Genomic DNA, 24,193 nt, shown 5'->3' with positions numbered 1-24,193 from the left:
TCGCCGCGGGCCAACCAGCCCGCGCGGTCGACGCCGCGCAGGTCGCGTTGCGGGCCGGCAGCAGCGAGGACACCCCACTGCTCGACCTAATGATTGCCTTCGACGCCCAAGGCAACCGCGCCGAGGGGGACGCATACGTCAAGCGCATCCTGGCCAACCACGACGCCGAAGTCGAAGAGGACCTACCTCCGCACACCTTCCAGATCCTCAACCGCCGCGACCGCCTGAGCCACGCCAATCCCGATGTGGTCCACGGACTTAGTCCTGTTCGAGAATGACGCGGCGGCCGCCTACGCCTTCAGTGCAGCGCGGAGTGCCTTGCAGTTGATCGTGCGGCTGGTCTACGTGGTGTACGCGATCCAACCAGACGGCCGCCACGGCGGGAGTGTGCACGCGCTAACCCTTTCGGGCTCGGCGGTCATCCAGGGTTGTGAGCGTCGTAGGAGCCTCGCGCGCAATGATCGACCGGGGAGGGCCCGCCGGGTGACGTTGTGCATGCCGCGTGGTGTCCCAACCCGTCCCGCCTGAAGGCGGGAAGCGGGAATCGACTGCGCCGGTGAACCCGGTGACCTACCGCGCCCGCGACCAGGGGGTTTTATCGCGAACGGGCCGGCAGCACTGCGCTTGCTGTCGGCCGTGTGTTGCAGAGCCGAGCGTCTCAGCGGAAGTCGCGTGATGTGGTGCGTAGTCCGAGGTTGAGTTTCTCGATGCGTTCGGCTAGGACGTTGAGGACGCCGTCGGTGTGTTCGAGCATGCCGCGGATGAGTAGGCCGCCGGATTCGCGTGCTATCCGGCGGTGGCGTTGCCAGATGACCGGGTCGCAGATGACGTTGATCATTCCGTATTCGTCTTCGAGGTTGATGAAGATGGTTCCGCGGGCGGTGGCTGGTCGTTGCCGGTGGGTGACGATGCCGCCGATGGTGACCCTGGTGCGGTCGGGTAGTCGGCGCAGTTGGTTGACCGGGGTCACGCCGAGGGTGGTGAGCCGGTCGCGGATGACCGCGGTGGGGTAGTGGTCTCTGGTGATTCCGAGGGCCCATAGGTCGGCCATCAGCTGCTCCGGGCCGGTCATGTCGGGCAGTGGTGGAATGCTGTGTTCGCTGGGGGAGGCGAGGTTGAGCTGGCCGGGACGGTGGTCAGCGGCCGCCCCGGCAGCCCATAGTGCTTGGCGGCGGGTGGTGCCCAGGGACTGGAAGGCGCCGGCGGTGGCCAGGGCCTCGAGTTGTTCGGTGCTCAGCCCGACCCGCCGCGATAGTTCGGTCATGCTCGCGTACGGTCCGGCGGTGTTCCGGTCGGCCACGATCCGCCGGGCGAGGTCTTTGCTGATCGTGCGGATGCTGGCCAGTCCCAGCCGGACGGCGGGCTGCTCGGGCCCCGGTCCGAGGTAGCGCGGTTGTGCTGTCTGTGCTGTTGGTTGGGGGTGTTCCAGGCCTGCCGGCTGCCCGGGTGAGGTGTTGATGTCGGGCCCGTGCACTGTCACTCCGTGCCGTTTGGCGTCGTGTACCAGTGATTGGGGGGAGTAGAAGCCCATCGGCTGCGCGTTGAGTAGCGCGGCGCAGAACGCCGCCGGGTGATAGAGCTTGAGCCAGGAGGAGGCGTAGACCAGGAACGCGAAGGAGATCGAGTGGCTTTCGGCGAACCCGAACGCTGCGAACGCCCGGATCTTGGTGTAGATGTCATCGGCGACCGCGCCGGTGATGCCGTTGGCGGCCATGCCGTCATAGAGCCGGGTGCGCAGGGCCTCCATCCGCTCGTGCGAGCGTTTGGATCCCATCGCCCGGCGTACCTGGTCGGCCTCGGCCGGGGTGCAGCCGGCCGCGGTGATGGCCAGTTGCATCAGCTGCTCCTGGAACAATGGGATGCCCAGGGTCTTGCGCAGCGCAGGTTCGAGTGTGGGATGCGGGTAGGTCACCGGTTCGAGGCCGTTTCGTCGGCGGATGTAGGGGTGCACGGCGTCGCCCTGGATCGGTCCGGGCCGGATCAGGGCGATCTCGATGACCAGGTCATAGAACGTGCGGGGTTTGAGCCTGGGCAGCGTCGCCATCTGGGCGCGGGACTCGACCTGGAACACCCCGATGGTGTCGGCGGCGCACAGCATGTCATACACCAGGGGGTCCTCCGGCGGGATCTGGTGCAGCCCGTAACGGATGCCGTGCCACTGCTCGACGAGGTCGAAGCAGTACTTCAACGCCGACAGCATCCCGAGCCCGAGCAGGTCGAACTTGACCAGGCCGGTCACCGCGCAGTCGTCCTTGTCCCATTGCAGCACGGTGCGGCCCGGCATCCGTGCCCATTCCACCGGGCACACCTCGATCACCGGCCGGTCACACAGCACCATGCCACCGGAATGGATCCCCAGATGTCGCGGGGCGTTCTGCAACTCCGCGGCCAGGTTCAGGACCTGCTCGGGCACACCGTCGGTGTCGCCCTGGCGCAGGCTGCCCCCGAAATCGGCGCTGCCCAGTTGTTTGCTCCAGGCGTCTTGCTGGCCGGGGGAGTAGCCCAGCGCCCGGGCGATGTCGCGGACCGCTGAGCGTGGCCGGTAGGTGATGACGTTGGCGACCTGGGCGGCGTGCTGGCGGCCGTGGATCTCATAGACGTGCTGGATGACCTCCTCGCGGCGGTCGGACTCGATGTCGAGGTCGATGTCGGGTGGCCCGTCACGTTCGGGGGCGAGGAACCGCTCGAACAGCAGGCCGTAGCCGACGGCGTCGACGGCGGTGATGCCGATCGCGTAGCAGACGGCGGAGTTCGCGGCCGATCCGCGGCCCTGGCAGAGGATCCCGCGCCGGGCGCAGAACTGGGTCAGTTCCCAGACCACCAGGAAATACCCGGGGAAGCCCAGGGTGTCGATGATCTGCAGTTCGTGCTCGATCTGCCGGTACGCCACCTCAGTGTCCGGGCCGCGGGGACCGTACCGATTCCGCGCGCCGGTGTGGGCCAGTTCGCGCAGGTAGCTGCTCTCGTCGTGGCCGGGGGGTACCGGAAACGGCGGCAGGTTCGGGGCGATCAGCCGCAGCGGAAACGCCAGTTCCCTGCCCAGCCGGGCGGCGGCGCTGACCGCGCCGGGATGGTGGCGGAACCGGGCCGCCATCTCGGCCCCGGATCGCAGGTGCTGCCCGGCCCAGGCGGGTAGCCACCCGTCCAGGGCGTCCATGCTGGTTCGGGCCCGGACCGCGGCGACCGCGGTGGCCAGCCTGTGCTGGGCGGGTGCGGCGTAGTGCGCGGCGGTGCTGGCGACCAGTTGCAGGTGCTGCTCGCCCGCCAGCTCGGCCAGTGCCGCGTAGCGCTCGTCGGCCAGCGGTTCCAGGGCGTGGCTGAGTTCCACGGCGACGTTGTGCCGGCCGAAGCGGTCGGTGAGCTCGCGCAGCGCCTGCCGGGCGGGGTCCAGGGCGAAGGTGCCGAAACCGTTGCCCGCCGGCCCGGTTTCCAGTGCCTGGCGCACCGTCCCCTTGCGGCAGCCGGTGAGGACCAACCAGTTGTCATTGGATAGTTCGGCGAGTTCGTCCAGGTCATACCGCGGCCGGCCCTTCACGCCGCCGCGCAGCTGGGCGAGACTGATCGCCCGGCACAGGCTGGCATAGCCGGTGGGGTTGCGGGCCAGCACCAACAGGTGCGAACCGGGCGGGTCCTCCACACCCACCCGGGCCGTGGTCGCCCGTTCGGCCTGGGTAGCGCCCGGCGCGATGCCCAGGTTGAGCTCGGCTCCGAACACGGTGGGCATCCCGACCGCCTCGGCCGCCTCAGCGAAACGCGCCACACCGTACATGCCGTCGTGATCGGTCAGCGCCAGCGCTTGCAGACCGAGCGAGGCCGCCTCTTCCACCAGCTGCTCCGGATCGCAGGAGCCGTCGAGAAACGAGAAAACCGAGTGGGCGTGCAACTCGGCGTAGGGCACCCGCGCCGAGCTCGGCGACCCGGACGCCGGCTGCGAGGCGATGGGAGTCGAGGGCGGTGGCTGGTAGGCCGGGCGCTTGCGGCTCCAGGCCGGGGAGTCGCCCCCGTCGGGCTCGACCTGCACACCATGCCCGCCACGCTCTGTGTCTGCCGGTGTGTCTGCGGGCGGGGCGGGGCGTCCGGACAGCCGGCGTTCCAGCTCATGCCACGGAATGGGGGGGTTGCCGAAAGCCATCCGCCCAGTGTCGAACAGACGTTCGATTGAAGCAACTCTCAAGCTCACCGTCAGCCAGCAGGTGCGGCCACCACCCTCCTCGCTGGTGGGGGGTGCCGCCATCCTCGGTCGGTTCGTTCCTGAGTCGGGCTCCAGGCGAGGCCCGCTTTGACTTTATCGAACGCATGTTCGAGCATGGGTGGATGGCGGGCCTAGCGTTTCGGTCCCTTCCCGCGGAGGATGCCGAGTTCTCCGCGGACGCGCCCGACCTGCCCGAACCCGACGAGTGCTACTTCGATGACAGTGACGGTGCCTACGCCGTTGCCGAGCCGGATCCCTTCGCCGACGCGCCGGTGACCCCGTTGCGCAGGCCGTCGGTGCGTGCCGAGCTGGGCTCGGTACCCGCGGTGGTCATCAGTGGGCTGGTCCGCCCGGGCCTGGCGCCGTTGCCGGTGCCGGCCGGGCTGACCGGGGCGTTGCCCTTGGGTCTGCGCCGGGGCAGCACCATCGCCGTCACCGGCTCGGTGTCCCTGCTGCTCGCCCTGCTGGGCGCCCCGTCGCGGCAGGGCGCCTGGTCGGCGATGCTGGGCATGCCGGCCGTCAGCGCCGAGGCGGCGGCCGAGGCGGGCATCGACCTGCGGCGGCTGGCGATCATCAACCCGCCCGGCGGCGGCTGGAGCGCAGCGTCGTGGACGACAGCGGTCGGGGCGCTGCTCGACGCTGTGGATGTGGTGGTCGCCCGGCCCGGCGTCACCCCGATAGCCGACGGGGACGCCCGCCGGCTGAGCGCCCGGGCCCGCACCCGGGACGCCGTGTTGATCCTGTTCGGTCAGCAGGCCGCGACCTGGCCCGCGGTCCAGACGCGGCTGTGCGCCCGGCACGGCCGGTGGTCGGGGATCGGTGACGGCTACGGGCGCATCACGGGCCGCCAGCTCATCGTGTCGGTCACCGGCAGAGCAGCCGCGGGCCGTGCCCGGGACACCGAGCTGTGGCTGTGACCAGCGCGCCGCGGCTGGCCGCCGTCTGGTGCCCGGACTGGCCGGTCACCACCGCCCGCGCCGAGGCGGGCCTGGCCGGGACCGAGCCGATCGCGGTGATCACCGCCAACCGGGTGGCCGCCTGTTCGCATGCCGCCCGGGAGCAGGGCATCCGGCGTGGCCTGCGCAGGCGCGAGGCCCAGAGCCGCTGCCCCGAGCTGATCATCCTGGCCCGCAACTACACCGCCGAGGCCCGCGCCTTCGAACCGATCCTGGCCGCGGTGGAGTCGATAGCGCCGGGTGTCGAGGTCGGGCGTCCCGGGCTTGCCGCCATCGGCATCCAGGGCCCCACCCGGTACTTCGGTGGAGAGCATGGTGTGCTGCACGCACTGGCCGGGGCGATCACCCAGCACACCGACGACGTGCTCATCGGGGTGGCCGACGGCTGGCTCGCCGCGGAACAGGCCGCCCGGCGCGCAGCCATCGTCCCCGCCGGCACATCGGGTGAGTTCCTGGCCGACCTGCCGATCCAGACGCTGGACGAGCCCGGCCTGGTCAGCCTGCTCACCCGGCTGGGCATCCGCACCCTGGGGGCGTTCGCGGCACTTCCGGCGCCCGACGTGCAGGCCCGGTTCGGCCCGGCCGGGGCATGGGCGCACCGGCAAGCCCGCGGCGTGGACTTCCGTCCGATCGCCGGGCGCCGGACGCCGACCGAGTACGAGGTGAGCATCGAACTCGAACCACCACTGGACCGGGTGGATACCATCGCCTTCAGTGCGCGCGTCGGCATCGAACGCTTCATCGCGACCCTGGCCGAGCGCGGCCTGGCCTGCGTGTGTTTCGAGCTGATCGCCCACACCGACCGGGGTGAAGAGACGGTGCGCCGCTGGCGGCACGCCGGCGTGCTCACCGCGGTCGACGTCACCGACCGGGTCCGCTGGCAGCTCGAGGGCTGGCTCACCAGGGCCGCGGGTGCGGCCAATGCCCCGTCCGGGCCGGTGAGCCTGCTCCGGCTGACCCCGATCGAGACGGTGCCCACCGGAGCCCACCAGCAGGTGCGCTGATCCCCGCGCTGCGGGGCTGATGGAACCCTGACGCCAACTAGGGCTGATCCCCGATAAGGGCAGTTTCAAAGCTATCGGGACGCGGGTGGCCCCCAGGACAGACCGGTCTCACGCGAGTATGAGACCAGGTACTCACGAGTGCTTCCGTCGTCTTCCATGTGCGAGAGGACAGCCGTGTCGTCCGGTCCGAGCACCAGCGCGCGCGACTCTTTCAGCCACGGGTGACCGACCCAGGAAGGTAGCGGGCCGAGATCCAGGACCGGCCCGATGAGCACGCTTGCCGGTATGCGAACAGTGGAGGCGACGATGCCGGCAATGGTGTCCATGTCTGTGCTTCCGACTGAACCATCGCCGGTCAACATCTGCGCGGACTCTGGGTCATCCGAAGCGTGTAGCAGGTATCCGCCGTGCCGTTGCGACAACAGGACCGCTTCGACCGAAATCCCTCCGTCACGCACCATCACCCGTTCCCCGACGCTGCTCGCGTTGAGACCGTGCGCAGCGGGTAGCGAGGTTGCGATTCCGGCGTCAGTGGCCTTGCGGATCGCGGCGTTGCGGGCGGTCGTCTCACGGATGTGCTGGTCCCGGTCGTAGTCGGCGTCCTCGGACTCGGACTCGGGAATGTCGGCGGTGCGGTCGTACACCTCAGACACCAGGGCCGGGATGTCCACCGGCAGGCTGATCGTGTGCCCGTTGAGGCGCTGGACCAGGTGGGCGGTGCGGGTTAGGAGTGCGATTGGGTAGATCGCGGACAGTGGCGTCGGGTTGGCGTAGTCGTTAGGGGCGGCGTGCATTCGGGTCACCCAGACCTCGGGCTCGATGAAGCCAGTGCAGCGGTGTGGGTCGTTGTCTCGATGCCGCCACATCCGGCCGATGCGCTGGAGCAGCAGATCGATCGGGCACAGGTCGGTGATGAGGATGTCGGCGTCGATGTCGAGGCTCTGCTCGGCGACCTGGGTGGCGACGACGATGAACCGCTCCTCCGTACCGGGCCGGTGTACTCCGACCTTCGTCGAGTTGCCGAGCCGGTTCAAGATCTGTGTCGCGATCGCGTCCTTATGCCCGGCGGTGAAGCGTGAGTGAAAGAGCACAACGGTCGCGGCCGGGAATCGGGTCTTCAACGTGGCGTACAGCGACTGCGCTCGGCCGACCGTGTTGCGGATGACCAATGCGCATCCGCCGCCGGACAGCTTGTGGTCTATTAGGTCGGCCACGTCGGAGTCGGCGACATCGCTGCCGCGGGCGGTCAGGCTCTGCTCGTGCAGCACCCGGACCCGTACATCAAGGGACGTCTTCGAGGTTGCTGGGTTGGGCTTCGGTGATCGAGCCGAAATGACCGCTGGGGCATTGCTGGTCGCTGCGAGCGCTGTTGTGATGCGTGGGTAACCGTCGACATCGTCGAGCAGCGTCACGCCGGTACCGTCATCGAGCCCGGCGTACGCCTCGATCAGACCGAGCCGCTGCACGGAGGGCAGGGTCGCGGACATGAGGATCACCGGAACACCGGCAGCGCCGAGCCAGGACAGCGCGCGTTCGAGGAACTCGCTCATGTAGATGTCGGCGGCGTGGACCTCATCGAGGATGACGACCTTGCCAGTGAGCCCGAGAAAGCGCAGCGCGCCGTGGCGGACCTTCGAGCCGGAGAGCAGCACGTTGTCGATCGTGCCGACGACGAACGGTGAGAGCAGCAGGCGCTTGGAGGAGCGGAACCAGCCGGAGACGGCGGCAAGCTCTGGCCCGGTGCAGCAGTCGACGCCGACACCGGCCGGCGACCAGGAGGGCAGATCGCGCATCGTCTGGTTGATCATGGCCTTGCCGTGGGCGAGCGCGACTGGTGATCCTGGGGCGACGCTGGCCAGCCAGGGCACAAACCGGGCGAGGATGGCATCAGCGGTGGCCTGGGTGGGCAGCCCGAAGAACACCCCGTCGGAACCGAAGCGCTTGGCGAGGATCTCGGCAACCGCCAGCGACAGCTCGGTCTTGCCCTCCCCCATCGGCGCTTCAACGATCATCAGCCCGGCGCGGGGCATGGTGCTGGCGATGTCGACGGCGAGCTGCTGCACGGGTCGCGGGTCGGCGATGTGCGGGAATCGGGTGCCGAAGACGTCCTCGTCGAGCAGCCCGGCCGGGTTCCAACCGCCGTGCATCCGCAGCGTTCGCCAGGCTCGCTCCGCGCGAGCCCGGGCCTGCTCGAGAGACTCGCGGTCATCGCCCCAAATACCGGGCATGACATCGCCATTCGAGGCGACCCAGTCAGCGACGATGACCAGGCCGGTCAGCAGCACGACGTCGGCCGGTGACGGTGAGAGCATCGGATAGAAGTGCCCATCGACGTCGGCAACGCCGGTATTGACGGTGATCTGGTCGAGGGCTTCGCGCCGCAGCGCCTCCCACTCGTCACCGCCGTGGCGCCGCTTGCTCTGGGAGCCCTTCACCCGGTAGGCGGATTCCTCTTCCCATAGGCCGTGGTGACCGCCCACGACGGAGCTGATCCACTCGGCGTGCTGCGACCAGCCGGTGCAGGCGAGCGCGTCCAGCAAGAACCGGCCACCGGCCAGGGTGTGCCGCCAGTCCAGAGAGTCCTGTGCGGTGATTGCGGTTGCGTCGTCGGCGAGTCCGTGACGCAGCTCGGCGGAGAGCGCCTTGTTCTTGGACTGAAACGCGGGGCTGATCTTGCCGATGTCATGGATGCCTGCGAGCCAGCGCAGCAGGTTGCGTCCGGTCAGCGCGCTCCTTCGTGGGGCGAGGCCATCGATGCGGGCCTTGACGATCGGTGCGAGCCACTGGTCGTACATGACACCAGCAACCTCGGAAGTGTCGGTGAGGTGAGCGATGATCCGGTGTGGCTGCGGGGTCGCGCCGTGACGGTGCTCGCTGGTGTCCGTCTTGGCCCAGAGCCGGTCGAGGTTCTCACTCACGGAAAGACCGTACATCATTGTGTTGACGCAAACTACTTCCATCATGCTAGCGTCTGCGGCATGACCTCGCCCGACCAGAGCAGTGTGCCCGTTCGCGCTGCCTTCGACCTGACCACCGAGCCGTGGATTCCGGTCGTGCGCGGCGGCGTCGAGACCGAGGTGTCGCTCCGTGACGCCGTGCTGCTCGCGCACGAGATCGACTCACTGTCCTTCGCCGACGGGCCGCAGTTCGCAGGACTGCTGCGGCTGCTCTCCGCGCTGGTGATGTCGGCCTACGGCAAGCCGCGTGACCGCGACCAGTGGGCCGAGCTGTACCGGGGGGGCAGCTTCGAGACCGCTGACCTGGACGCCTACTTCGAGCGAATCGGCCGGTCCCGCTTTGACCTCTTCGACGCAGACCGGCCCTTCTTCCAGTCCGCCGCCGTCACCGATGATCCGAAGACGAACGCCGAGATCATGCCGCATGTCGCGGCGGGCAACACTCCCCCGATCTTCAGCCCGGACACCGAGAAGAAGCCCCGGTCCCTGACCCCCGCGCAGGCGGCCCGCACCCTCGTCGGCTTCATGGCGGTCGCCGTTGCCGGGCTCGGCCGCGCGAAAGCGATCGAAGGTAGTGGGTGGGCCGGCGCCAGCTTCGGCGGGCGGGTGGGTCAGATCGGCTTCATCGCCCCGGTCGGCGTCACCCTGTTCGACACGATCCTGCTCAACATGCCGATCGGCGTCGGTACGAAGGGCGACCAACCCCAGTGGGAGCGCACCGACGCACCCCCGGCCGGTCGAGCCAAGCGGGCCGCCACCGGTGTGCTGGACATGCTCACCTGGTGCCCGCGCCGGGTGAAGCTCATCGCCAATGAGGACGGCACCGTCACCCACCTGCGGATGCTCGGCGGCGACGGGCTCACCGTGCTGGACAAGCAGTTCGAGCCGCACACCGAGTGGCGCACCTCTGACGGTAAGGACGGCCGCACCCCGGGCGACGTGTACCAGCGCAAGCATCTGATCCGCACGCTCGGCTGGCGCGGTCTGCCCAACCTGCTCGCGCTGCGCAAGACCAGCGCCGGGGACGAGTCCTCGATGCTGTTCATCCAGCTCAGCCATCTGGACAGCGTGCTACCCGAGGACTACCCGATCTCGATCGCGGGACTGAACTGCGAGTACGGCAACATGGCCGCCACCTTCGCCGACATCACCTTCGACGTCTTCTCCCTGCCCTTCCGCGCGTTCGGGCCGAACGAGGGCGACGTCCGCGCCGACCTGACCGAACTGGTCCAGCGCGCCGACCGGGTCGCGCGACTCGTGCGCACCCTGGCCTGGTCGGTCTCTCGTGTCGTCCTGCGCGACAGCGGCAAGGATGCCCCCTACGCCACCGCCTACGCGGGAACCCTGACCGCCCGGTTCACCACTGACGTCGAGGCCGTCACCCGACGCTTCCTGGCCGGGCTCACCGCCCACCCGCGAGCTGTCGATGCAGGGATCGAAGCCTGGGATCAGGGGGTTTATAAGCTGGCGTTGCGCTACCGCGACGAGGTCGTGGCCACCGCCACCGGCTGCCTGTTCGACATCCTCGTCAGCACCGCAGGCGGCACCCGCAAGGTGCTAGCCATGCCGCCGACCGTCAGCGACGGCAAGTTTCACGACGACCTGGGCGCGCTGATCGCACACCCCGCCACGGCCGCCGCCGCGCTCGCCACCGAATCCGCTGAGGAGCTGTCCGCATGACCACCCCCGCAGACGCATCGACCGATGTGGGCATCGACGCGCCCGAGGTCGACGGCGACTCTCGGCGCACCTTCGTCTGGAACCGCTACAACGCCAAGATCCAGGGCCACACTAAGGGCGCCGACGACCCGCAGGGCCGCCGCATGGCCGCCGCAGCGCGACGGGCCAGCGGTGCAGGGCCCGGCACACACCCCGACGTGTGGGGCCTCTACCGCACCGTCGACCACTACGGGAACCGGATCTCGTGGGAGGGCAACCTGTTTCGTGCCGAGCACCTCGCGATCGGGCTTTGGGGCCAGCACCAACAGGGCAACACGCGCCCGATGCATGTCGAGGGCGCGAACCTCGGCAAGGCGTGCCTGGCGCTGTTCCACAAACGCAGCACGAAGGACGCCCCCGTGATGGCCGACATGGACGACGCGATCTCGCGCCGGCTGAAGGTCATCGCCCGCACCGGCGACGCCACGGTCGCAGCTCGGCACATCAAGTCGCTGGTGAACTTCCTCGGCAGCGAGGGCATCCCGGTCGACTACACCAACCTCTACCGCGCCCTCGTGAACTGGGGCGACGAGGAGAAGCACGGACGAGACCTGCGCCAGTGGGCCTCCAGCTACCAGCGCACCACCAAGCCCACCGGCGGCAAGACCGCCGCGACCACCCAAAAGGACTGACCGACGATGACCGCATCTCGCACCACCGGCGCGCGATACCTCGACGTGCATATCATCCAGAACATCCCGCCGAGCAACATCAACCGCGACGACGAGGGCAAGCCGAAGACAGCCCGCTACGGCGGCAAGGACCGCGCTCGCGTCTCCAGCCAGAGCTGGAAGCGCGCCACGCGCCTCGGCTTCGCCGACGACGAGCAGGGCACCCGCTCCAAGCAGATCGCCGAGGCCGTCGCCAAGGCCCTCGTTACCGTGCACGGCTACACCGACGAGGCGAAGGCCGACACCGACGCGAAGGCCGCGCTCGCCTCTGCCGGGATCGGCGGCGGCAAAAAGCAGGACAAGCCCACCGGTGAGCTGGGCTACCTACTGCTGTTCGGCGACGACCTCGTCGAGAAGCTGGCCGAGGCCGTCGTCAACGGCGAGCTGACCGGAGCCGACGCGGGCAAAAAGGTCCACGAGATCATCTCCACCGCCGACGTGCCGCTCTCGCTGGCCCTGTTCGGGCGCATGGTCGCTGACGACAAGAGCCTCAGCGTCGATGCCGCCTGCCAGGTGGCACACGCCATCTCCACCCACGAAGTCGCCCCGGAAGAGGACTACTTCACCGCCGTCGACGACCTGCGCACCGAGGACGGCGGCGCGGGCATGATCGGACACATCGAGTTCAACTCCTCGACCCTGTACCGCTACGCCAGCATCAACCTTGACCTGCTGCGCAAGAACCTGTCCGGCAACACCGACAACGCCGACGCCGACGCAGCCGTCGCGCACGGCGCGAAGGAGTTCATCAGGAGCTTCGCGCTGTCGATGCCGACCGGCTACGCCAACTCCACCGCACCGCAGACGCTGCCGACCCTGGTGCTCGTCTCCCTGCGCGAGGACCGCCCGGTGTCGCTGGTCGGCGCGTTCGAGCGCCCGGTGAAGGCCGACTCCGAGGGCGGCTACGTCGACGCCTCGGTGAAGCGGCTGCTCGACGAGCAGGCCGGCATCACCGACATGCTCGGAGCGGCCACCGAGAACCTGGTCGCCTACCGGGGTCCGCAGACCGAGTCCGTCACGGTCGCGCTCGGGACGCCGATGCCGATGACCGAGCTGGTCGAGTCGGTCGGGTCTCTGCTCGCCGCGCGCAGCGATGCCTGACGGCCACGCTGAGCGCACCCTAGTGCTGCGCCTGGCTGGGCCGTTGCAATCCTGGGGGCTGACTGGGCAGTTCATCGAACGCGACACCGCGTCACACCCGACGAAGTCCGGTGTCATCGGGATGCTGGCCGCAGCGCTTGGTCGGGCGCGCGGCGAGGACATCTCCGACCTCACCGCCCTGCGCTTTGGCGTGCGCGTCGACCGCCCCGGCGTCCTACTACGCGACTACCACACGATCAGCCACCACGACGGCACACCGATGCGCTCAGCCGACGGCAAGCTGACAGCGGCGAACACCACGAAGATCACGCACCGCTACTACCTGTCCGACGCCGTCTTCCTCGTCGGCCTGAACGGCAGCGACCCCGCGCAGCTCGACGAGCTGTCGGCGGCGCTACGGCGCCCGGTGTACGCGCCGTTCCTCGGCCGCAAGAGCTGCGTCCCAGCCGGACGCATCGATCTTGGCGTTCACGACGGCGGCCTTGTCGACGTCCTGTCCGGCTTCGCCTGGCACGGCGGCATCCCCGGTGGACATCAGCGCCCTGGCGACAAGCTGCACCTGATCGTCGAGGACACCGGCGGTGCCGACCTCATCACCGACGTGCCCACCAACTTCGACCCGAAGCGCCGAGGCTTCCAGTCCAGGCGCATCAACCACCTTCGGGTCGCGCTCGCCGACCCCACCACCGGCGAGCAGCCCGACTTCCACGATCTCTTCTCCCTGATCGGATGGTGACGCGGCCATGTACCTGACCCGCATCACGCTGTCCCCGACCGCGTTCCGCGCCCGGTCCCTGCTGTCCAGTTCCCAGAACCTGCACGCCGCCCTAGCCGCGTCGTTTCCGGTCAGCGGCGAGCAAAACAAGGACGGCTCACCGGTGGAGCGCATCCTGTGGCGCCTCGACACAAGCCGCTCGAACCCGGAGCCCAACCTTTTCGTGGTCTCCCCCCACGGCCCGGACATGGACGAGGCGGCCGAGCGGATCACCATCAAGTCCCGCGTGCTGACCAAGGACTACCAGCCGGTGCTGGACCGCATCACAGCCGGCGACGTCTACTCCTTCCGCATCACAGCAAACCCGACCAGCTACGAGCGCCGACAGGACAAGATCGAGACCACCTCCGGCCACCTGTCCACGCACACCCGCAAGCCGCTGCACCGCCACGACGAGCAGGTCTCCTGGCTGGTCGCCAAGCTCGCGCAGTCCGGCGCGGCCCCGGTGCCCAGCTCGACCGTCCCCGGCGGCATTGATCTGGTGGTCGACGGCGAGACCAGCGACATGTTCACCCGCCGCGCCGCCGCCTCAAAGCGCACCAGCGGCGTCACGATCAAGCGTGTCGGGTTCAAGGGGCACCTCACCGTCACCGACGTCGCCGCACTGCGTTCCGCGCTGACGCTCGGCATCGGGGCGGCCAAGGGCTACGGCTGCGGCCTACTCACCCTCGCCCCGCCAGCGGCACGGATCTGACAGGTGTGGTGGGCCACGGGCGTCACCGACTTGGCCCGCGTCCAGAGTCGGGTCAGCACGCTCTACCTCGACAAATGCAGCATCGACCGCACTAGGAACTCGATCACCGTTGACACCGCCCGAGGGACGCTCCGCATCCCGGCCGCACTAATCGGAACCCTGCTTCTCGGACCGGGAGTGACCGTCACCCACGGCGCGATGGTCTTGCTAGCCAACTCCGGTACCGCTGTGTGCTGGGTCGGCCAGAACGCTGTGCGTTTCTACGCCGGAGGCACATCGACATCCGCGACCGCCCGAGTGGCCTTGCGGCAGGCTTGGCTGGTCAGCCGCCCTCGTGAACGGCTCGCTGTGGCCCGGGCTATGTACGCCCTTCGGTTCCCCGGTGAGAACGTCGACGAATTGACGATGCAGCAACTCCTGGGCCGGGAAGGCAGTCGCGTGCGCGCGCTCTACGCACAACATTCTCGCCGGACAGGTGTGCCGTGGACCGGCCGCGCCTACATCGCTGGCAACGCGATGGCAGCGGGCGACGATGTGAACCGCCTGCTCTCGGCCGCAAACACTGCTCTCTACGGCGCTTCCCATGCCGCGGTACTCGGCGTCGGCGCGGTCCCGTCTCTCGGCTTCGTGCATTCGGGCGCAGCGAACTCCTTCGTGCTCGACATCGCCGACATCTACAAACACGAGACGACGATCCCTCTAGCGTTCGACCTCGCCAGCGCCGGCCAATTGAGTGAGCGGGCGGCGAGGCTCGCTTTCCGCGATCTGGTGGTCGAGCTGCGCCTGATGGAACGCATCGCAAACGATGTTCTCGCCCTGCTGGGCAACCCAACGCGAGACGACAGTGCGAGCGTCGGGCTATGGGACGGGCGCGACGTGGTCGCTGCTGGGGTGAACTACGCCGAAGATATGGGCTCGGTCGTCGACCCAGATTTTGCCGCCGCGCCGCACAGTGCGCCTGCTGACACGGAGCAGTAACGATGGTGGTGATCGTGTTGGTCGGCTCGGCTGTCGGGTTGCGCGGTCATGTCACACGCTGGATGGCTGAGGCAGCACCGGGTATTTTCGTGGGCCGCTTGTCGATGCGAATGCGCGACGCACTGTGGGGCGTCATCGTCGAGCGTATTGGCGAGGGGCAGGCATTACTCATCGAGCCAGAGACCAACGAGCAGGGGTGGCGGGTCCGAGGTGCAGGCAGTGACCGATACCAGCCAGTGGAGATCGATGGACTGGTGTTTTTCAGTCCGTTGCGCGGTGCAACCCTCAACGACAACTTCACAGTGAATGAGGACAGCCACGAGAACATAACGATCGACGACAGTTCTTGAGCTGTTTCAGTGTCGGCCCCGCACGCGCGGGGATCACCCGTCCTGCGGGTTGTTGTTCATCGCGATCGATACCGTCGGCCCCGCACGCGCGGGGATCACCCCGTCTCGGCCGTGAACTCGTACCCGGTCGTCGGGTCGGCCCCGCACGCGCGGGGATCACCCGTCGTCGGAGTTGGCGAACGATTTCACCTCGACGTCGGCCCCGCACGCGCGGGGATCACCCCACATGGCTGCTGCTCCTGCGGACTTCTCGGCCGTCGGCCCCGCACGCGCGGGGATCACCCGAAGTCATCCCCCGTGCCGCCCGCGCTCACGTTGTCGGCCCCGCACGCGCGGGGATCACCCGACACCACCCCGGAGGCAGCAGCATGACCGAACGTCGGCCCCGCACGCGCGGGGATCACCCCTGCCGAGTCCCGGCCGGGAGGCCGTCGTTGAGGTCGGCCCCGCACGCGCGGGGATCACCCGCAAGTGGTCCGCAAGCTCGGGATGGCGCCACAGGTCGGCCCCGCACGCGCGGGGATCACCCCGGTCGGCGTTAACTCGTGGGAGGCGTTACCCGGTCGGCCCCGCACGCGCGGGGATCACCCGTACGGTCCGCTCAGTATTTCCGTTGCGGCAGTGTCGGCCCCGCACGCGCGGGGATCACCCCAGTCGGGCCGAGCCGGGGAGTTGCGCGGTCACGTCGGCCCCGCACGCGCGGGGATCACCCACTACCTTGTTCCAGAATCTCATGCCGTTACGCGTCGGCCCCGCACGCGCGGGGATCACCCCGCATGGGATGACGAGCTCAATACCGAGAGGGGGTCGGCCCCGCACGCGCGGGGATCACCCGATGCTGGACGTGGACTGGGGGACGGCCCCGACTGTCGGCGGCGGTCGAAAATTGGTCAGTTTCGGCGGTGAAAAGTGAGCACTCGACGATTGGAGAGTGATCACTTTGGAAGATTGGGCGCTGATCCGGAGGTTGGCGGCGGAGGGTGTGCCGAAGGCGCGGATCGCTGAGCGGCTGGGGGTCTCGCGGACGACGGTGCTGAGGGCTGTGAGCTCGGATGCGCCGCCTCGGTATGAGCGTTCGCCGCGGTCGACGTCGTTCACGGTGTTCGAGGCGCGTGTTCGGGCGCTGCTGGTCGAGACCCCGGATATGCCGGCGACGGTGCTTGCTGAGCGGGTGGGGTGGACGGGTTCGGATCGGTGGTTCCGGGAGAACGTGAAGCGGTTGCGGCCTGAGCATCGGCCGGTTGATCCGGCGGATCGGCTGGTCTGGGAGCCCGGCGATGCGGCGCAGTGTGATCTGTGGTTCCCGCCGCGCAAGATCCCGCTGGAGGATGGCGTCAGCAAGTTGTTGCCGGTGCTGGTGATCACCGCGGCGCACTCGAGGTTCACCACCGCCGGATGATCCCGACCCGCAAGACCGAGGATCTATTGCTGGGTTCGTGGGAGCTGATCGCGCAGCTCGGGCGGGTGCCGCGACGCTTGATCTGGGACAACGAACCCGGGATCGGTCGAGGCCAGCGCAGGGCTGAGGGCGTCGCGTCGTTCATGGGGACCCTCGCGACCCGGTTGGTGCTGCTCCCGCCGAGAGATCCCGAATCGAAGGGGATCGTTGAGCGTCGCAACGGCTGGTTCGAGACGTCGTTCATGCCTGGCAGGTCCTTCGCCTCGCCTGCAGATTTCAACGAGCAGTTCGGTGACTGGCTGAGCAGAGCGAACCGGCGAGAAGTTCGCACCATCCGTGCGGCACCGATCGACCGGCTCGAAGTTGACCGAGCCGCGATGTTGGCGTTGCCGCCGGTGGTGCTGCATCTGGGTTGGCGCAACCGGGTGCGGTTAGGCCGCGACTATTACGTTCGCCTGGACACCAACGACTACTCCGTCGACCCGAACATGATCGGCCGCCTCGTCGATGTCAGCGCCGACCTCGACACAGTCAAGGTCCGCGCAGACGGGCACGTGATCGCCGACCATCGCAGAGTCTGGGCTCGCGGGCAGACCATCACCGACCCGGCCCATGTCGAGACAGCCGCTCAACTACGCAGACAGTTCCAGCAACCCCGCACCGCGCCGCCGCAGATCGATGATCTAGCCCGAGACCTGGCCGACTACGACCGCGCCTTCGGTCTCATCGATGGGCAGTCGAGCTGATGGCTGCCGCGAAGAACAACGACGCCATCAAGCAGATCACCTATCTGGCCGGGGCTTTGAAAGCACCACGGAGTTGTCGGCCCCGCACGCGCGGGGATCACCCTGGAAGTGGTGTCATTACCGCCCAGCCCAAACAGTCGGCCCCGCACGCGCGGGGATCACCCGGGAGCGATGGTATGAGTCAGTTCGGGGATCAGGTCGGCCCCGCACGCGCGGGGATCACCCGGCATCCTTCGGCCCGAGGTCGTCCGAGCCATCGTCGGCCCCGCACGCGCGGGGATCACCCCTCCGGTCTGACCGCATCTTCGGACACCAGCCAGTCGGCCCCGCACGCGCGGGGATCACCCCGAGGCGCGGATCGTGAAGGAGCGGTACAAGTCGTCGGCCCCGCACGCGCGGGGATCACCCCGAAACGGTCCTCGACAACCCCAGCTTCCCGAAGTCGGCCCCGCACGCGCGGGGATCACCCGACATGGGGATGACAGGGATGCCGCACCAGACGGTCGGCCCCGCACGCGCGGGGATCACCCGGATGGCGGCGTCATGAGCAGCGCCGGACAACGGTCGGCCCCGCACGCGCGGGGATCACCCCAGCAGAGATACCACTACGTCACGACCAAGGAAGTCGGCCCCGCACGCGCGGGGATCACCCGCTGTACCCCGAGACTTGTCACACCGCTATCGGGTCGGCCCCGCACGCGCGGGGATCACCCCCCAGCAAGGGCAAAGCGGAGATGATCTTCTGGGTCGGCCCCGCACGCGCGGGGATCACCCGGCCGACGACCTCAAGCCAGCTGGTGACGGATGGTCGGCCCCGCACGCGCGGGGATCACCCCACGTCGGCGTTGAACTCGGACAGGTCGAACAGGTCGGCCCCGCACGCGCGGGGATCACCCGATCAGCACCAGATGCGCGATGTACGCCCACGGGTCGGCCCCGCACGCGCGGGGATCACCCCACCACGAACGTCAAGGCCTACACCGGTTCTGAGTCGGCCCCGCACGCGCGGGGATCACCCCTGAACAAGACCCCGACCACCATCAACCCGACGGTCGGCCCCGCACGCGCGGGGATCACCCGGGTGGAACGCGATGAGCGACCACCGCATCGAGAGTCGGCCCCGCACGCGTGGGGATCACCCGGGGTTCCTCGGCGGTGACGACACATTGACGGTGTCGGCCCCGCACGCGCGGGGATCACCCACCCGCACAGGGCGCCAACCCGATCGGAGTCAAGTCGGCCCCGCACGCGCGGGGATCACCCCAGGTCGTTCAGCGGGTTCGCGTTGACGGTATCGTCGGCCCCGCACGCGCGGGGATCACCCGCCAGGTACGCGAGGCTCAGCTCCGCGCCGGTCGTCGGCCCCGCACGCGCGGGGATCACCCCTCATCCGGATTGGCCGAGGCTGAGGTCTTGTAGTCGGCCCCGCACGCGCGGGGATCACCCGAACCAGGGGCAGGACTGACACATCCCCCAACCGGACGCTACAGCCGCATCCGACACCGACCAGCACCCGCTACCGATGGATCTCCTTCCATTGCTCCCCACGGGCCTATTCGAACCCACCGACGCCGAGTGGGCCGAGTTCCAGCAGCACTTCCAGGCGCGCAAGCTCGAACTTGGCGACTGCGGCCCGCCCCTACGCCACTCCCTTGCAGCCGTGTCACTACCGCCGCCCAGGCCGGGTCCCGCGCCATGTCGGTGATCAGCTCGTCCAACCGGTCGCGGCGGTTCTCAGCCAGGAGCACCGTCTCATAATTGGCGTCGTAGGCGATCTGCAGTCGCAGCGTGCTACGGATGGCCCGCGTCTGTAAGTCAAGATGACAAGACGATGAGATAGCCAAGAAATGCCGACGCTAAATCAGGAGATCATAGAAGCACGTCGGAAATACACGCTCTTACCGCCGCAGGCGTCCTAGCGGTGAGGATGAGCTGCATCGCCGCCGTCACTCCGAGCGAGAACCTTCTCGACGGGTCGAGCCGACAGTCAGGTCTCCGGCCCGGCCGAGGCCCTGGCCCTGGCCCTGGCCATGCAGCCAACGCCCCGACCGCTCAATCCCGACAACGACACTAAAGGACCTCGACCAAAAACGATCGTTTGTCGACGCGGGGTAACCGACGGACGCGACGTCGCGCGATAGTCAAAGCCGATCGGCGCTCCACCGGAGTCGACATCACTGGGTGACCTGGGATCAACGAGGTCCTAGGTGCGAGCTGGCGAACTCGCCTAAATCAGTGAAGGCCTGGACGATCAGGTCGTTGATGTCGCTGTTTCGGTCGGCGACCCAGGTGTGAATTGCGTGCCCCAGTGCGGCGGTGGTGACTTGGGCTAGGAGTGTCGCACTCCATTCAGAGAGCCCGCGCTGTCGGAGTGCGTCGGCGACGACGGCACCCAGCGCTGCTTCCTTCATCAGCTCACGTTCGCGCAGTGCCGGGGTTACCGAAATGACCCTATGGCGCGCCACGGCAAGCGGGCGGTTGTCTTCCAGGGCGGGGGCCATGGAGCGGAACGCCTGGAGCACGGCCGCTAATGGCGGAGCGCTGCTGGCTACCTCAGCCAGGGCGTCAGCCAGCGCCTGCTGTTGCCGGCTCTCGACGCTGAATAGCACCTCGCGCTTATCGGGAAAATGTCGGAAGTAGGTGCGCTGCGTGACGCCGGCTCTGGCTGCGATATCGGCGATCGTCGTCTGGTCGTAGCCGCGCTCTATGTAGAGCTCCAGCGCGCCGCGCTCGAGCCGGTCACGCGCTTCGGCGCCACTGCGGGGCATGGAACAACGATATTCGTAATGTCAGTATGTGACACACGGCCTTGCGTAGCGTCACACTGTGACGCTACGGCGCGTCACACTGTTACGCGATGGGCGCAATCGCGCTTCAAGGAGATGCAATGCACGTGTTCGTCACCGGTGGCACCGGTCAGACCGGTCCCACTATCGTCGCCGAGCTGATCGGCTCCGGCCACACCGTTACCGGTCTGGCGCGCTCGGACGCCGCCGCGGCCCGACTCCAAGCACTGGGGGCAACCCCACTTCGAGGATCAGTCGACGACGTCGACACACTTCAATGTCCAAAAAAGCGGGAACACTCCATCGTGGCGCTAGATCGACGGTCAGCGGGGGCCAGCAGGGGCGGCGCGCGGGTGGGTGGGGTATTCGAGGAGGCCGCGGGCGACGGTGTGGTTGGTGATCAGGCTGTTGGCGTAGCCGCCGTGGAGGACGGCTTGGATGGCGTTGAGTTTGGTGGTTCCGCCGGCGACGGCGATGACGTCGGGGATGGCTTGTAGTTGGGTGCCGGTGATGGCGATGCACCGGTTGGTGAAGTCGGCGGCGACTTGGTTGCCGTGGGCGTCGAGCAGGGTGGCGCATACCTCGGCGGTGACGCCGAGGTCGCGGAACCCGGCGCGTTCGGGGTCGCTGAGCGCTTCGTAGAGTTGGGAGTGCGGCGGCTCCCAGGATCCGACGGCGATGACGGCTTTGGTGATGTGGTCAAAGCGTTGGTAGGCCTGAGCAACTTGTAATTGCTGGCGCAGGGTGTGGGCGGTGCCGGGGTCGGGGAGCACCTGGGGGGTGTAGAGGGGGTAGGCCGGTCCGCCGGTGATGGCGGCGACCCGGCGGACCAGCTCGATGCTGTTCTCGCTGACCTGCACCCCGAGCAGGGCGCCGGTGAGCTGGACTGTGGTGCACCGGGCGAGCTGAGTGAGGGCGGCGGTAGTCGCGTTCAACGTTCGCCCGTAGCCGATCCCGAGGACATCGTGGTCGGTGACGATCTCGCTCAGTAGGGCGGCGGCGACCTTAGCGAGCTGCCGCCGCAGGTCGGCTTCGGGCTGGTCGGGGACGGTGAGCACGATCGCGTGCCGCAGGTGGTACGCCGCGGCCAGTTCCTCGGACAGTTCCGCGTCGATGGGTTGGGGGGAGGTGATCTCGATCCGGACGACGCCGGCCTCGCGGGCTTGTTCGATCAGCCGGGCGACTTTGAACCGGGTGAGCCCAAGCCCGGCGGCGATGTCCTGTTTGGACTGGCCGCCCAGGTAGAACCGCCGCGCTATCTCGGCGAGTTGGAGGGCCGCGCTAGGCCCGCCCAAGGTCGCGGTTTCTATCTCGGTCATGCTCGAAAGAGTACTTGTCTTGCTCACTTGGTGGCTGCACTCTTGACAACCCGCCGCCATGGCCCTTGACTCTTCTCAAACGTGATGTACCTCCGCTCGTTTGTCGACTAGGGAGCGTCCTGTTTATGGCGTCAGACACCTCATCCGCGGCGGCCGCCGAAGAGCACGGTGAATCCGCGGCGGCTTCGGCCGCGCGCGGCGATTACGGCAAACCGGGTGAGCCGGGTGGCCGCGCGGAGACCCGGCTGGACCGGCTCGGTATCCCACATGAGCTGCGGTGGGGGTTCATCGGGGTGCTGGTGTTCATGCTCGGCCACGGGGTCGAGGCCAGCTTCGTGGCCCCGGTGATTGGGCAAGGGCTCGGCAACAACGCGGTCGTCCCGACCCTGGTGGCGATGTACGGGGTGGCGGTGATCATCGCCTCGTACCTGTCCGGGGCCCTGTCCGACCTGTTCGGGCCGCGCCGGGTGATGGCGCTGGGCGCAGCGATCTGGGTGATCTTCGAAGCGTGCTTCCTGTTCAGCCTGCACCTGGGCTCCACCCCGTTGACCATGGCCAGCTACTTCTTCCGCGGCTTCGGGTACCCTCTGTTCGCGTTCTCCTTCCTGGTGTGGGTGAACACGGTGGTCCCGAGCAAACGCAACGGTGCCGCCGTCGGGTGGTTCTACGTCATGTTCACCGGCGGCCTGCCCACCTTCGGCTCGCTCTACGCCGTGATCCTGATCCCGCTGTTCGGCGGCGGGTACGGCGGCGAGTTCCGCACCATGGCCTCGTCCGCCACGTTCGTGGTGGCCGGGTTCCTGATCGTCTGGTTTGGGGTCAAGGAACGCCAAGGCCGGTCTCGGTTGGCGCCGAGAGAGAAATCAGCCGGCGCGGTCATCGGCAGCGGTCTCCGACTGACCGTGAAACGGCCCAAGATCTTCATGGGCTTCCTAGTCAGGCTGATCAACACCTCACCGGAGTACGGGATGTTCATCATCCTGCCCGCGGTGATCACCACCGACCTCAAGTTCGGGCAGCAACGCTGGCTGCTGATGACCGTCGCGGTCTACGCCGGGAACATCATCTTCAATGCCATGTTCGGAACGATCGGCGATCACTGGGGCTGGCAGCGGACCGTCAAATGGATCGGGATCACCGGTTCCGCCCTAGGTTTGCTCGCCTGGTGGTACGTCGCCCACTGGGTGACCCCCGGCTCGAGCGTGGGTTTCGTGCTCGCCACCGCCGCCGGAGTGATCTTCGGGATCATGCTGGCCGGGTTCGTCCCGATGGGCGCGATCATGCCCGCCCTGGCCCCGGACGACAAAGGCGCCGCAATCGCGATGTACACCACCGCCGCAGGAGGGGCAGCGTTCTCCGGGGCAGCGGTCGTCGCGATCGTCAAACCATGGGGCGGCAACATCGGCGTCGTCTGGGCCTTCGTCGCGCTCTACGTGGTCGGGTTCATTCTGGTCAGCTTCCTCAAAGTCGACGCGGACACCAAAGGAGCCCGCGCCCACTAACCCCCAACCACGCACCGCAATGGCCAGCACAACATCGCAGCCAGGGACGCCTAGCAGCCCGGAATGGGCCCACACCACACTGCCCTAACGAAGACACCACGCCCGGCATCACGACCATGAGGACCTCGCATGAACACGAGGATGAGGCGGTTCACCCACGGTGCTCGGGTCCGCTCAAACCGCTACTCCCCGTACCGGTGCGCCCCGCCCGGCTTGCAGGTCTTCGGCGCGTCCCGTAGGCGGATCCGCGTCTGGGATACCAGTGCACGTGTAGTGTCATCATTGGATGCTGTTAAACGTGCCTGGAGGCTGGAATGAGAACAACGCTCGCGCTGGATGACGAGCTGGTCCTGGAAGCGCAGCGCCTGACTGGGACCAGCGAGAAGAGCGCGCTGGTTCGCCAGGCCTTGCGTGCATTGATCGAGCGCGAAAGCGCCCGGCGCTTGGCTCAGCTAGGAGGCAGTGAGCCTCGCGCAAAGGCGGTCCCACGACGGCAGACGATGCCTGCGTGATCCTCGTCGACACGTCGGTCTGGATCGACCACCTCCGCACCGGTGAACCGGACCTCGCTGCGCTACTCCAGGACGGCCACGTGCTCGCTCACCCCTGGGTGACCGGCGAACTCGCACTCGGCCATCTTGCGCGTCGCAGCGAGATCCTGGGGCTGCTCGGCAACTTGCCGCAGGCGACGGCCGCAACAGATGTCGAGGTGCTTAGCCTGATCGCCCGCCATCAGCTGTTCGGACTCGGCATCGGGTACGTCGACGCGCACCTGCTGGCCGCGACGATGCTTACGACCGGTGCCCGCCTGTGGACGCGCGACAAGCGACTCGCGGCGGTCGCTGCACAACACGGACTCGCCAGCGACAACGGGCAAGCGTCCTAAAGCGAGCGACGCAGTCGTCCCGCTTGCCGTTCGGCGGATTCTGGCGGTCATTGCAACAGCAGGTCGCCGATCAGTTCGTTCGGCTTCTTGAACGCTAGCCGTTTGCGGGGGCGGTCGTTGAGTTCCTGGGCGACCCAGTCGAGGTCCTCGGCGGAGTG

Annotated in this window: 17 protein-coding genes, 3 pseudogenes and 2 CRISPR repeat arrays; of the genes and pseudogenes, 15 read left to right on the top strand and 5 right to left on the bottom strand. The window is 68.1% G+C overall.

The features are described from left to right. A partial coding sequence (locus RM423_RS20700; RefSeq protein ID WP_311424943.1) for a hypothetical protein occupies positions 1-278 on the top strand: 278 nt, incomplete at its 5' end. Positions 279-658: 380 nt separating this feature from the next. Here RM423_RS20700 and RM423_RS20695 read toward each other — a convergent pair. Beyond that, on the bottom strand, positions 659-4,132 hold the full coding sequence (locus RM423_RS20695; RefSeq protein ID WP_311424942.1) for an error-prone DNA polymerase: 3,474 nt from the start codon (positions 4,130-4,132) through the stop codon (positions 659-661). Positions 4,133-4,314: 182 nt separating this feature from the next. Here RM423_RS20695 and RM423_RS20690 point away from each other — a divergent pair, with 182 nt between their 5' ends. Together RM423_RS20690 and RM423_RS20685 are read left to right on the top strand one after the other, a co-directional pair. Beyond that, positions 4,315-5,109: a hypothetical protein gene (locus RM423_RS20690; RefSeq protein ID WP_311424941.1), complete on the top strand. Its 795-nt coding sequence runs from the start codon at positions 4,315-4,317 to the stop codon at positions 5,107-5,109. Beyond that, positions 5,106-6,152: a DNA polymerase Y family protein gene (locus RM423_RS20685; RefSeq protein WP_311424940.1), complete on the top strand. Its 1,047-nt coding sequence runs from the start codon at positions 5,106-5,108 to the stop codon at positions 6,150-6,152. The genes RM423_RS20690 and RM423_RS20685 overlap by 4 nt, the downstream gene beginning before the upstream one ends. Positions 6,153-6,223: 71 nt before the next feature. On the opposite strand, the gene cas3 is transcribed toward RM423_RS20685, so the two are convergent. Continuing rightward, the gene (gene cas3 / locus RM423_RS20680; protein ID WP_311424939.1) at positions 6,224-9,070 is read right to left on the bottom strand and encodes a CRISPR-associated helicase Cas3'; all 2,847 of its coding nucleotides are present in this window, start codon (positions 9,068-9,070) and stop codon (positions 6,224-6,226) included. A gap of 60 nt (positions 9,071-9,130) precedes the next feature. Between cas3 and casA the strand changes: the two genes are divergently transcribed. The 8 genes and pseudogenes from casA (at position 9,131) to istA (ending at position 17,542) form a co-directional block, all read left to right on the top strand. Continuing rightward, a complete protein-coding gene (gene casA / locus RM423_RS20675) occupies positions 9,131-10,789 on the top strand; it encodes a type I-E CRISPR-associated protein Cse1/CasA (RefSeq protein WP_311424938.1) in 1,659 nt (552 codons plus the stop codon). After that, a complete protein-coding gene (gene casB, locus RM423_RS20670; RefSeq protein ID WP_311424937.1) occupies positions 10,786-11,460 on the top strand; it encodes a type I-E CRISPR-associated protein Cse2/CasB in 675 nt (224 codons plus the stop codon). Before casA ends, casB begins: the two co-directional genes overlap by 4 nt. Positions 11,461-11,466: 6 nt before the next feature. Then, positions 11,467-12,600: a type I-E CRISPR-associated protein Cas7/Cse4/CasC gene (gene cas7e, locus RM423_RS20665; RefSeq protein ID WP_311424936.1), complete on the top strand. Its 1,134-nt coding sequence runs from the start codon at positions 11,467-11,469 to the stop codon at positions 12,598-12,600. Next, positions 12,593-13,336 carry a type I-E CRISPR-associated protein Cas5/CasD gene (gene cas5e, locus RM423_RS20660; protein ID WP_311424935.1) on the top strand — a complete coding sequence of 248 codons (744 nt, stop codon included), beginning with the start codon at positions 12,593-12,595 and terminating at the stop codon, positions 13,334-13,336. The genes cas7e and cas5e overlap by 8 nt, the downstream gene beginning before the upstream one ends. Before the next feature lie 7 nt (positions 13,337-13,343). After that, the gene (gene cas6e, locus RM423_RS20655; RefSeq protein WP_311424934.1) at positions 13,344-14,069 is read left to right on the top strand and encodes a type I-E CRISPR-associated protein Cas6/Cse3/CasE; all 726 of its coding nucleotides are present in this window, start codon (positions 13,344-13,346) and stop codon (positions 14,067-14,069) included. A gap of 3 nt (positions 14,070-14,072) precedes the next feature. Next, the gene (cas1e, locus tag RM423_RS20650; protein ID WP_311424933.1) at positions 14,073-15,047 is read left to right on the top strand and encodes a type I-E CRISPR-associated endonuclease Cas1e; all 975 of its coding nucleotides are present in this window, start codon (positions 14,073-14,075) and stop codon (positions 15,045-15,047) included. A 2-nt stretch (positions 15,048-15,049) separates the two neighbouring features. Continuing rightward, entirely contained in the window at positions 15,050-15,397 is a 348-nt protein-coding gene (cas2e, locus tag RM423_RS20645) for a type I-E CRISPR-associated endoribonuclease Cas2e (RefSeq protein ID WP_311424932.1), read from the top strand. A gap of 11 nt (positions 15,398-15,408) precedes the next feature. After that, positions 15,409-16,231: direct repeats of the CRISPR family, unit length 28 nt; unit sequence GTCGGCCCCGCACGCGCGGGGATCACCC. A gap of 97 nt (positions 16,232-16,328) precedes the next feature. Then, positions 16,329-17,542: pseudogene (istA, locus tag RM423_RS20640) on the top strand (IS21 family transposase). 74 nt (positions 17,543-17,616) lie between these two features. Further along, positions 17,617-18,988: direct repeats of the CRISPR family, unit length 28 nt; unit sequence GTCGGCCCCGCACGCGCGGGGATCACCC. 746 nt (positions 18,989-19,734) lie between these two features. Here the strand turns inward: istA and RM423_RS20635 are convergent. After that, positions 19,735-20,310, bottom strand: coding sequence for a TetR/AcrR family transcriptional regulator (locus RM423_RS20635; RefSeq protein ID WP_311424931.1), 576 nt, complete (start codon positions 20,308-20,310; stop codon positions 19,735-19,737). 89 nt (positions 20,311-20,399) lie between these two features. On the opposite strand from RM423_RS20635, the pseudogene RM423_RS20630 reads away from it, so the two are divergent. Beyond that, positions 20,400-20,546 (top strand): annotated as a pseudogene (locus tag RM423_RS20630) (NAD-dependent epimerase/dehydratase family protein); the annotation flags it as partial. Between the two features lie 105 nt (positions 20,547-20,651). Here the strand turns inward: RM423_RS20630 and RM423_RS20625 are convergent. Beyond that, positions 20,652-21,647, bottom strand: a complete 996-nt coding sequence (locus tag RM423_RS20625) for a sugar-binding transcriptional regulator (protein WP_311424930.1) — start codon at positions 21,645-21,647, stop codon at positions 20,652-20,654. A gap of 125 nt (positions 21,648-21,772) precedes the next feature. Between RM423_RS20625 and RM423_RS20620 the strand changes: the two genes are divergently transcribed. The 3 genes from RM423_RS20620 to RM423_RS20610 all read left to right on the top strand — a co-directional run bounded on the left by RM423_RS20620 (position 21,773) and on the right by RM423_RS20610 (position 24,035). After that, a complete protein-coding gene (locus RM423_RS20620; RefSeq protein WP_311424929.1) occupies positions 21,773-23,149 on the top strand; it encodes an RbtT/DalT/CsbX family MFS transporter in 1,377 nt (458 codons plus the stop codon). 314 nt (positions 23,150-23,463) lie between these two features. After that, positions 23,464-23,661 carry a type II toxin-antitoxin system VapB family antitoxin gene (locus tag RM423_RS20615; protein ID WP_311424928.1) on the top strand — a complete coding sequence of 66 codons (198 nt, stop codon included), beginning with the start codon at positions 23,464-23,466 and terminating at the stop codon, positions 23,659-23,661. Beyond that, positions 23,658-24,035, top strand: coding sequence for a type II toxin-antitoxin system VapC family toxin (locus RM423_RS20610; protein ID WP_311424927.1), 378 nt, complete (start codon positions 23,658-23,660; stop codon positions 24,033-24,035). The genes RM423_RS20615 and RM423_RS20610 overlap by 4 nt, the downstream gene beginning before the upstream one ends. 47 nt (positions 24,036-24,082) lie before the next feature. On the opposite strand, the pseudogene RM423_RS20605 reads toward RM423_RS20610, so the two are convergent. After that, positions 24,083-24,193: pseudogene (locus tag RM423_RS20605) on the bottom strand (IS30 family transposase); the annotation flags it as partial.

Origin of the sequence: Jatrophihabitans lederbergiae (assembly GCF_031845305.1) — a bacterium.
GTDB lineage: Bacteria > Actinomycetota > Actinomycetes > Mycobacteriales > Jatrophihabitantaceae > Jatrophihabitans_A > Jatrophihabitans_A lederbergiae.
Note: the sequence above shows the minus strand (reverse complement) of the source record. Positions and strands in the feature narration are given on the sequence as shown.

Excerpts from the sequence above, each read along its gene's own strand:
- cas5e (WP_311424935.1), top strand. The coding sequence starts at position 12,593 with ATGCCTGACGGCCACGCTGAGCGCACCCTAGTGCTGCGCCTGGCTGGG.
- RM423_RS20620 (WP_311424929.1), top strand. The coding sequence starts at position 21,773 with ATGGCGTCAGACACCTCATCCGCGGCGGCCGCCGAAGAGCACGGTGAA.
- cas6e (WP_311424934.1), top strand. The coding sequence starts at position 13,344 with ATGTACCTGACCCGCATCACGCTGTCCCCGACCGCGTTCCGCGCCCGG.
- RM423_RS20635 (WP_311424931.1), bottom strand. The coding sequence starts at position 20,310 with ATGCCCCGCAGTGGCGCCGAAGCGCGTGACCGGCTCGAGCGCGGCGCG.
- casA (WP_311424938.1), top strand. The coding sequence starts at position 9,131 with ATGACCTCGCCCGACCAGAGCAGTGTGCCCGTTCGCGCTGCCTTCGAC.
- RM423_RS20625 (WP_311424930.1), bottom strand. The coding sequence starts at position 21,647 with ATGACCGAGATAGAAACCGCGACCTTGGGCGGGCCTAGCGCGGCCCTC.
- RM423_RS20615 (WP_311424928.1), top strand. The coding sequence starts at position 23,464 with ATGAGAACAACGCTCGCGCTGGATGACGAGCTGGTCCTGGAAGCGCAG.
- casB (WP_311424937.1), top strand. The coding sequence starts at position 10,786 with ATGACCACCCCCGCAGACGCATCGACCGATGTGGGCATCGACGCGCCC.
- cas2e (WP_311424932.1), top strand. The coding sequence starts at position 15,050 with ATGGTGGTGATCGTGTTGGTCGGCTCGGCTGTCGGGTTGCGCGGTCAT.
- RM423_RS20695 (WP_311424942.1), bottom strand. The coding sequence starts at position 4,132 with ATGGCTTTCGGCAACCCCCCCATTCCGTGGCATGAGCTGGAACGCCGG.
- RM423_RS20690 (WP_311424941.1), top strand. The coding sequence starts at position 4,315 with ATGGCGGGCCTAGCGTTTCGGTCCCTTCCCGCGGAGGATGCCGAGTTC.
- cas7e (WP_311424936.1), top strand. The coding sequence starts at position 11,467 with ATGACCGCATCTCGCACCACCGGCGCGCGATACCTCGACGTGCATATC.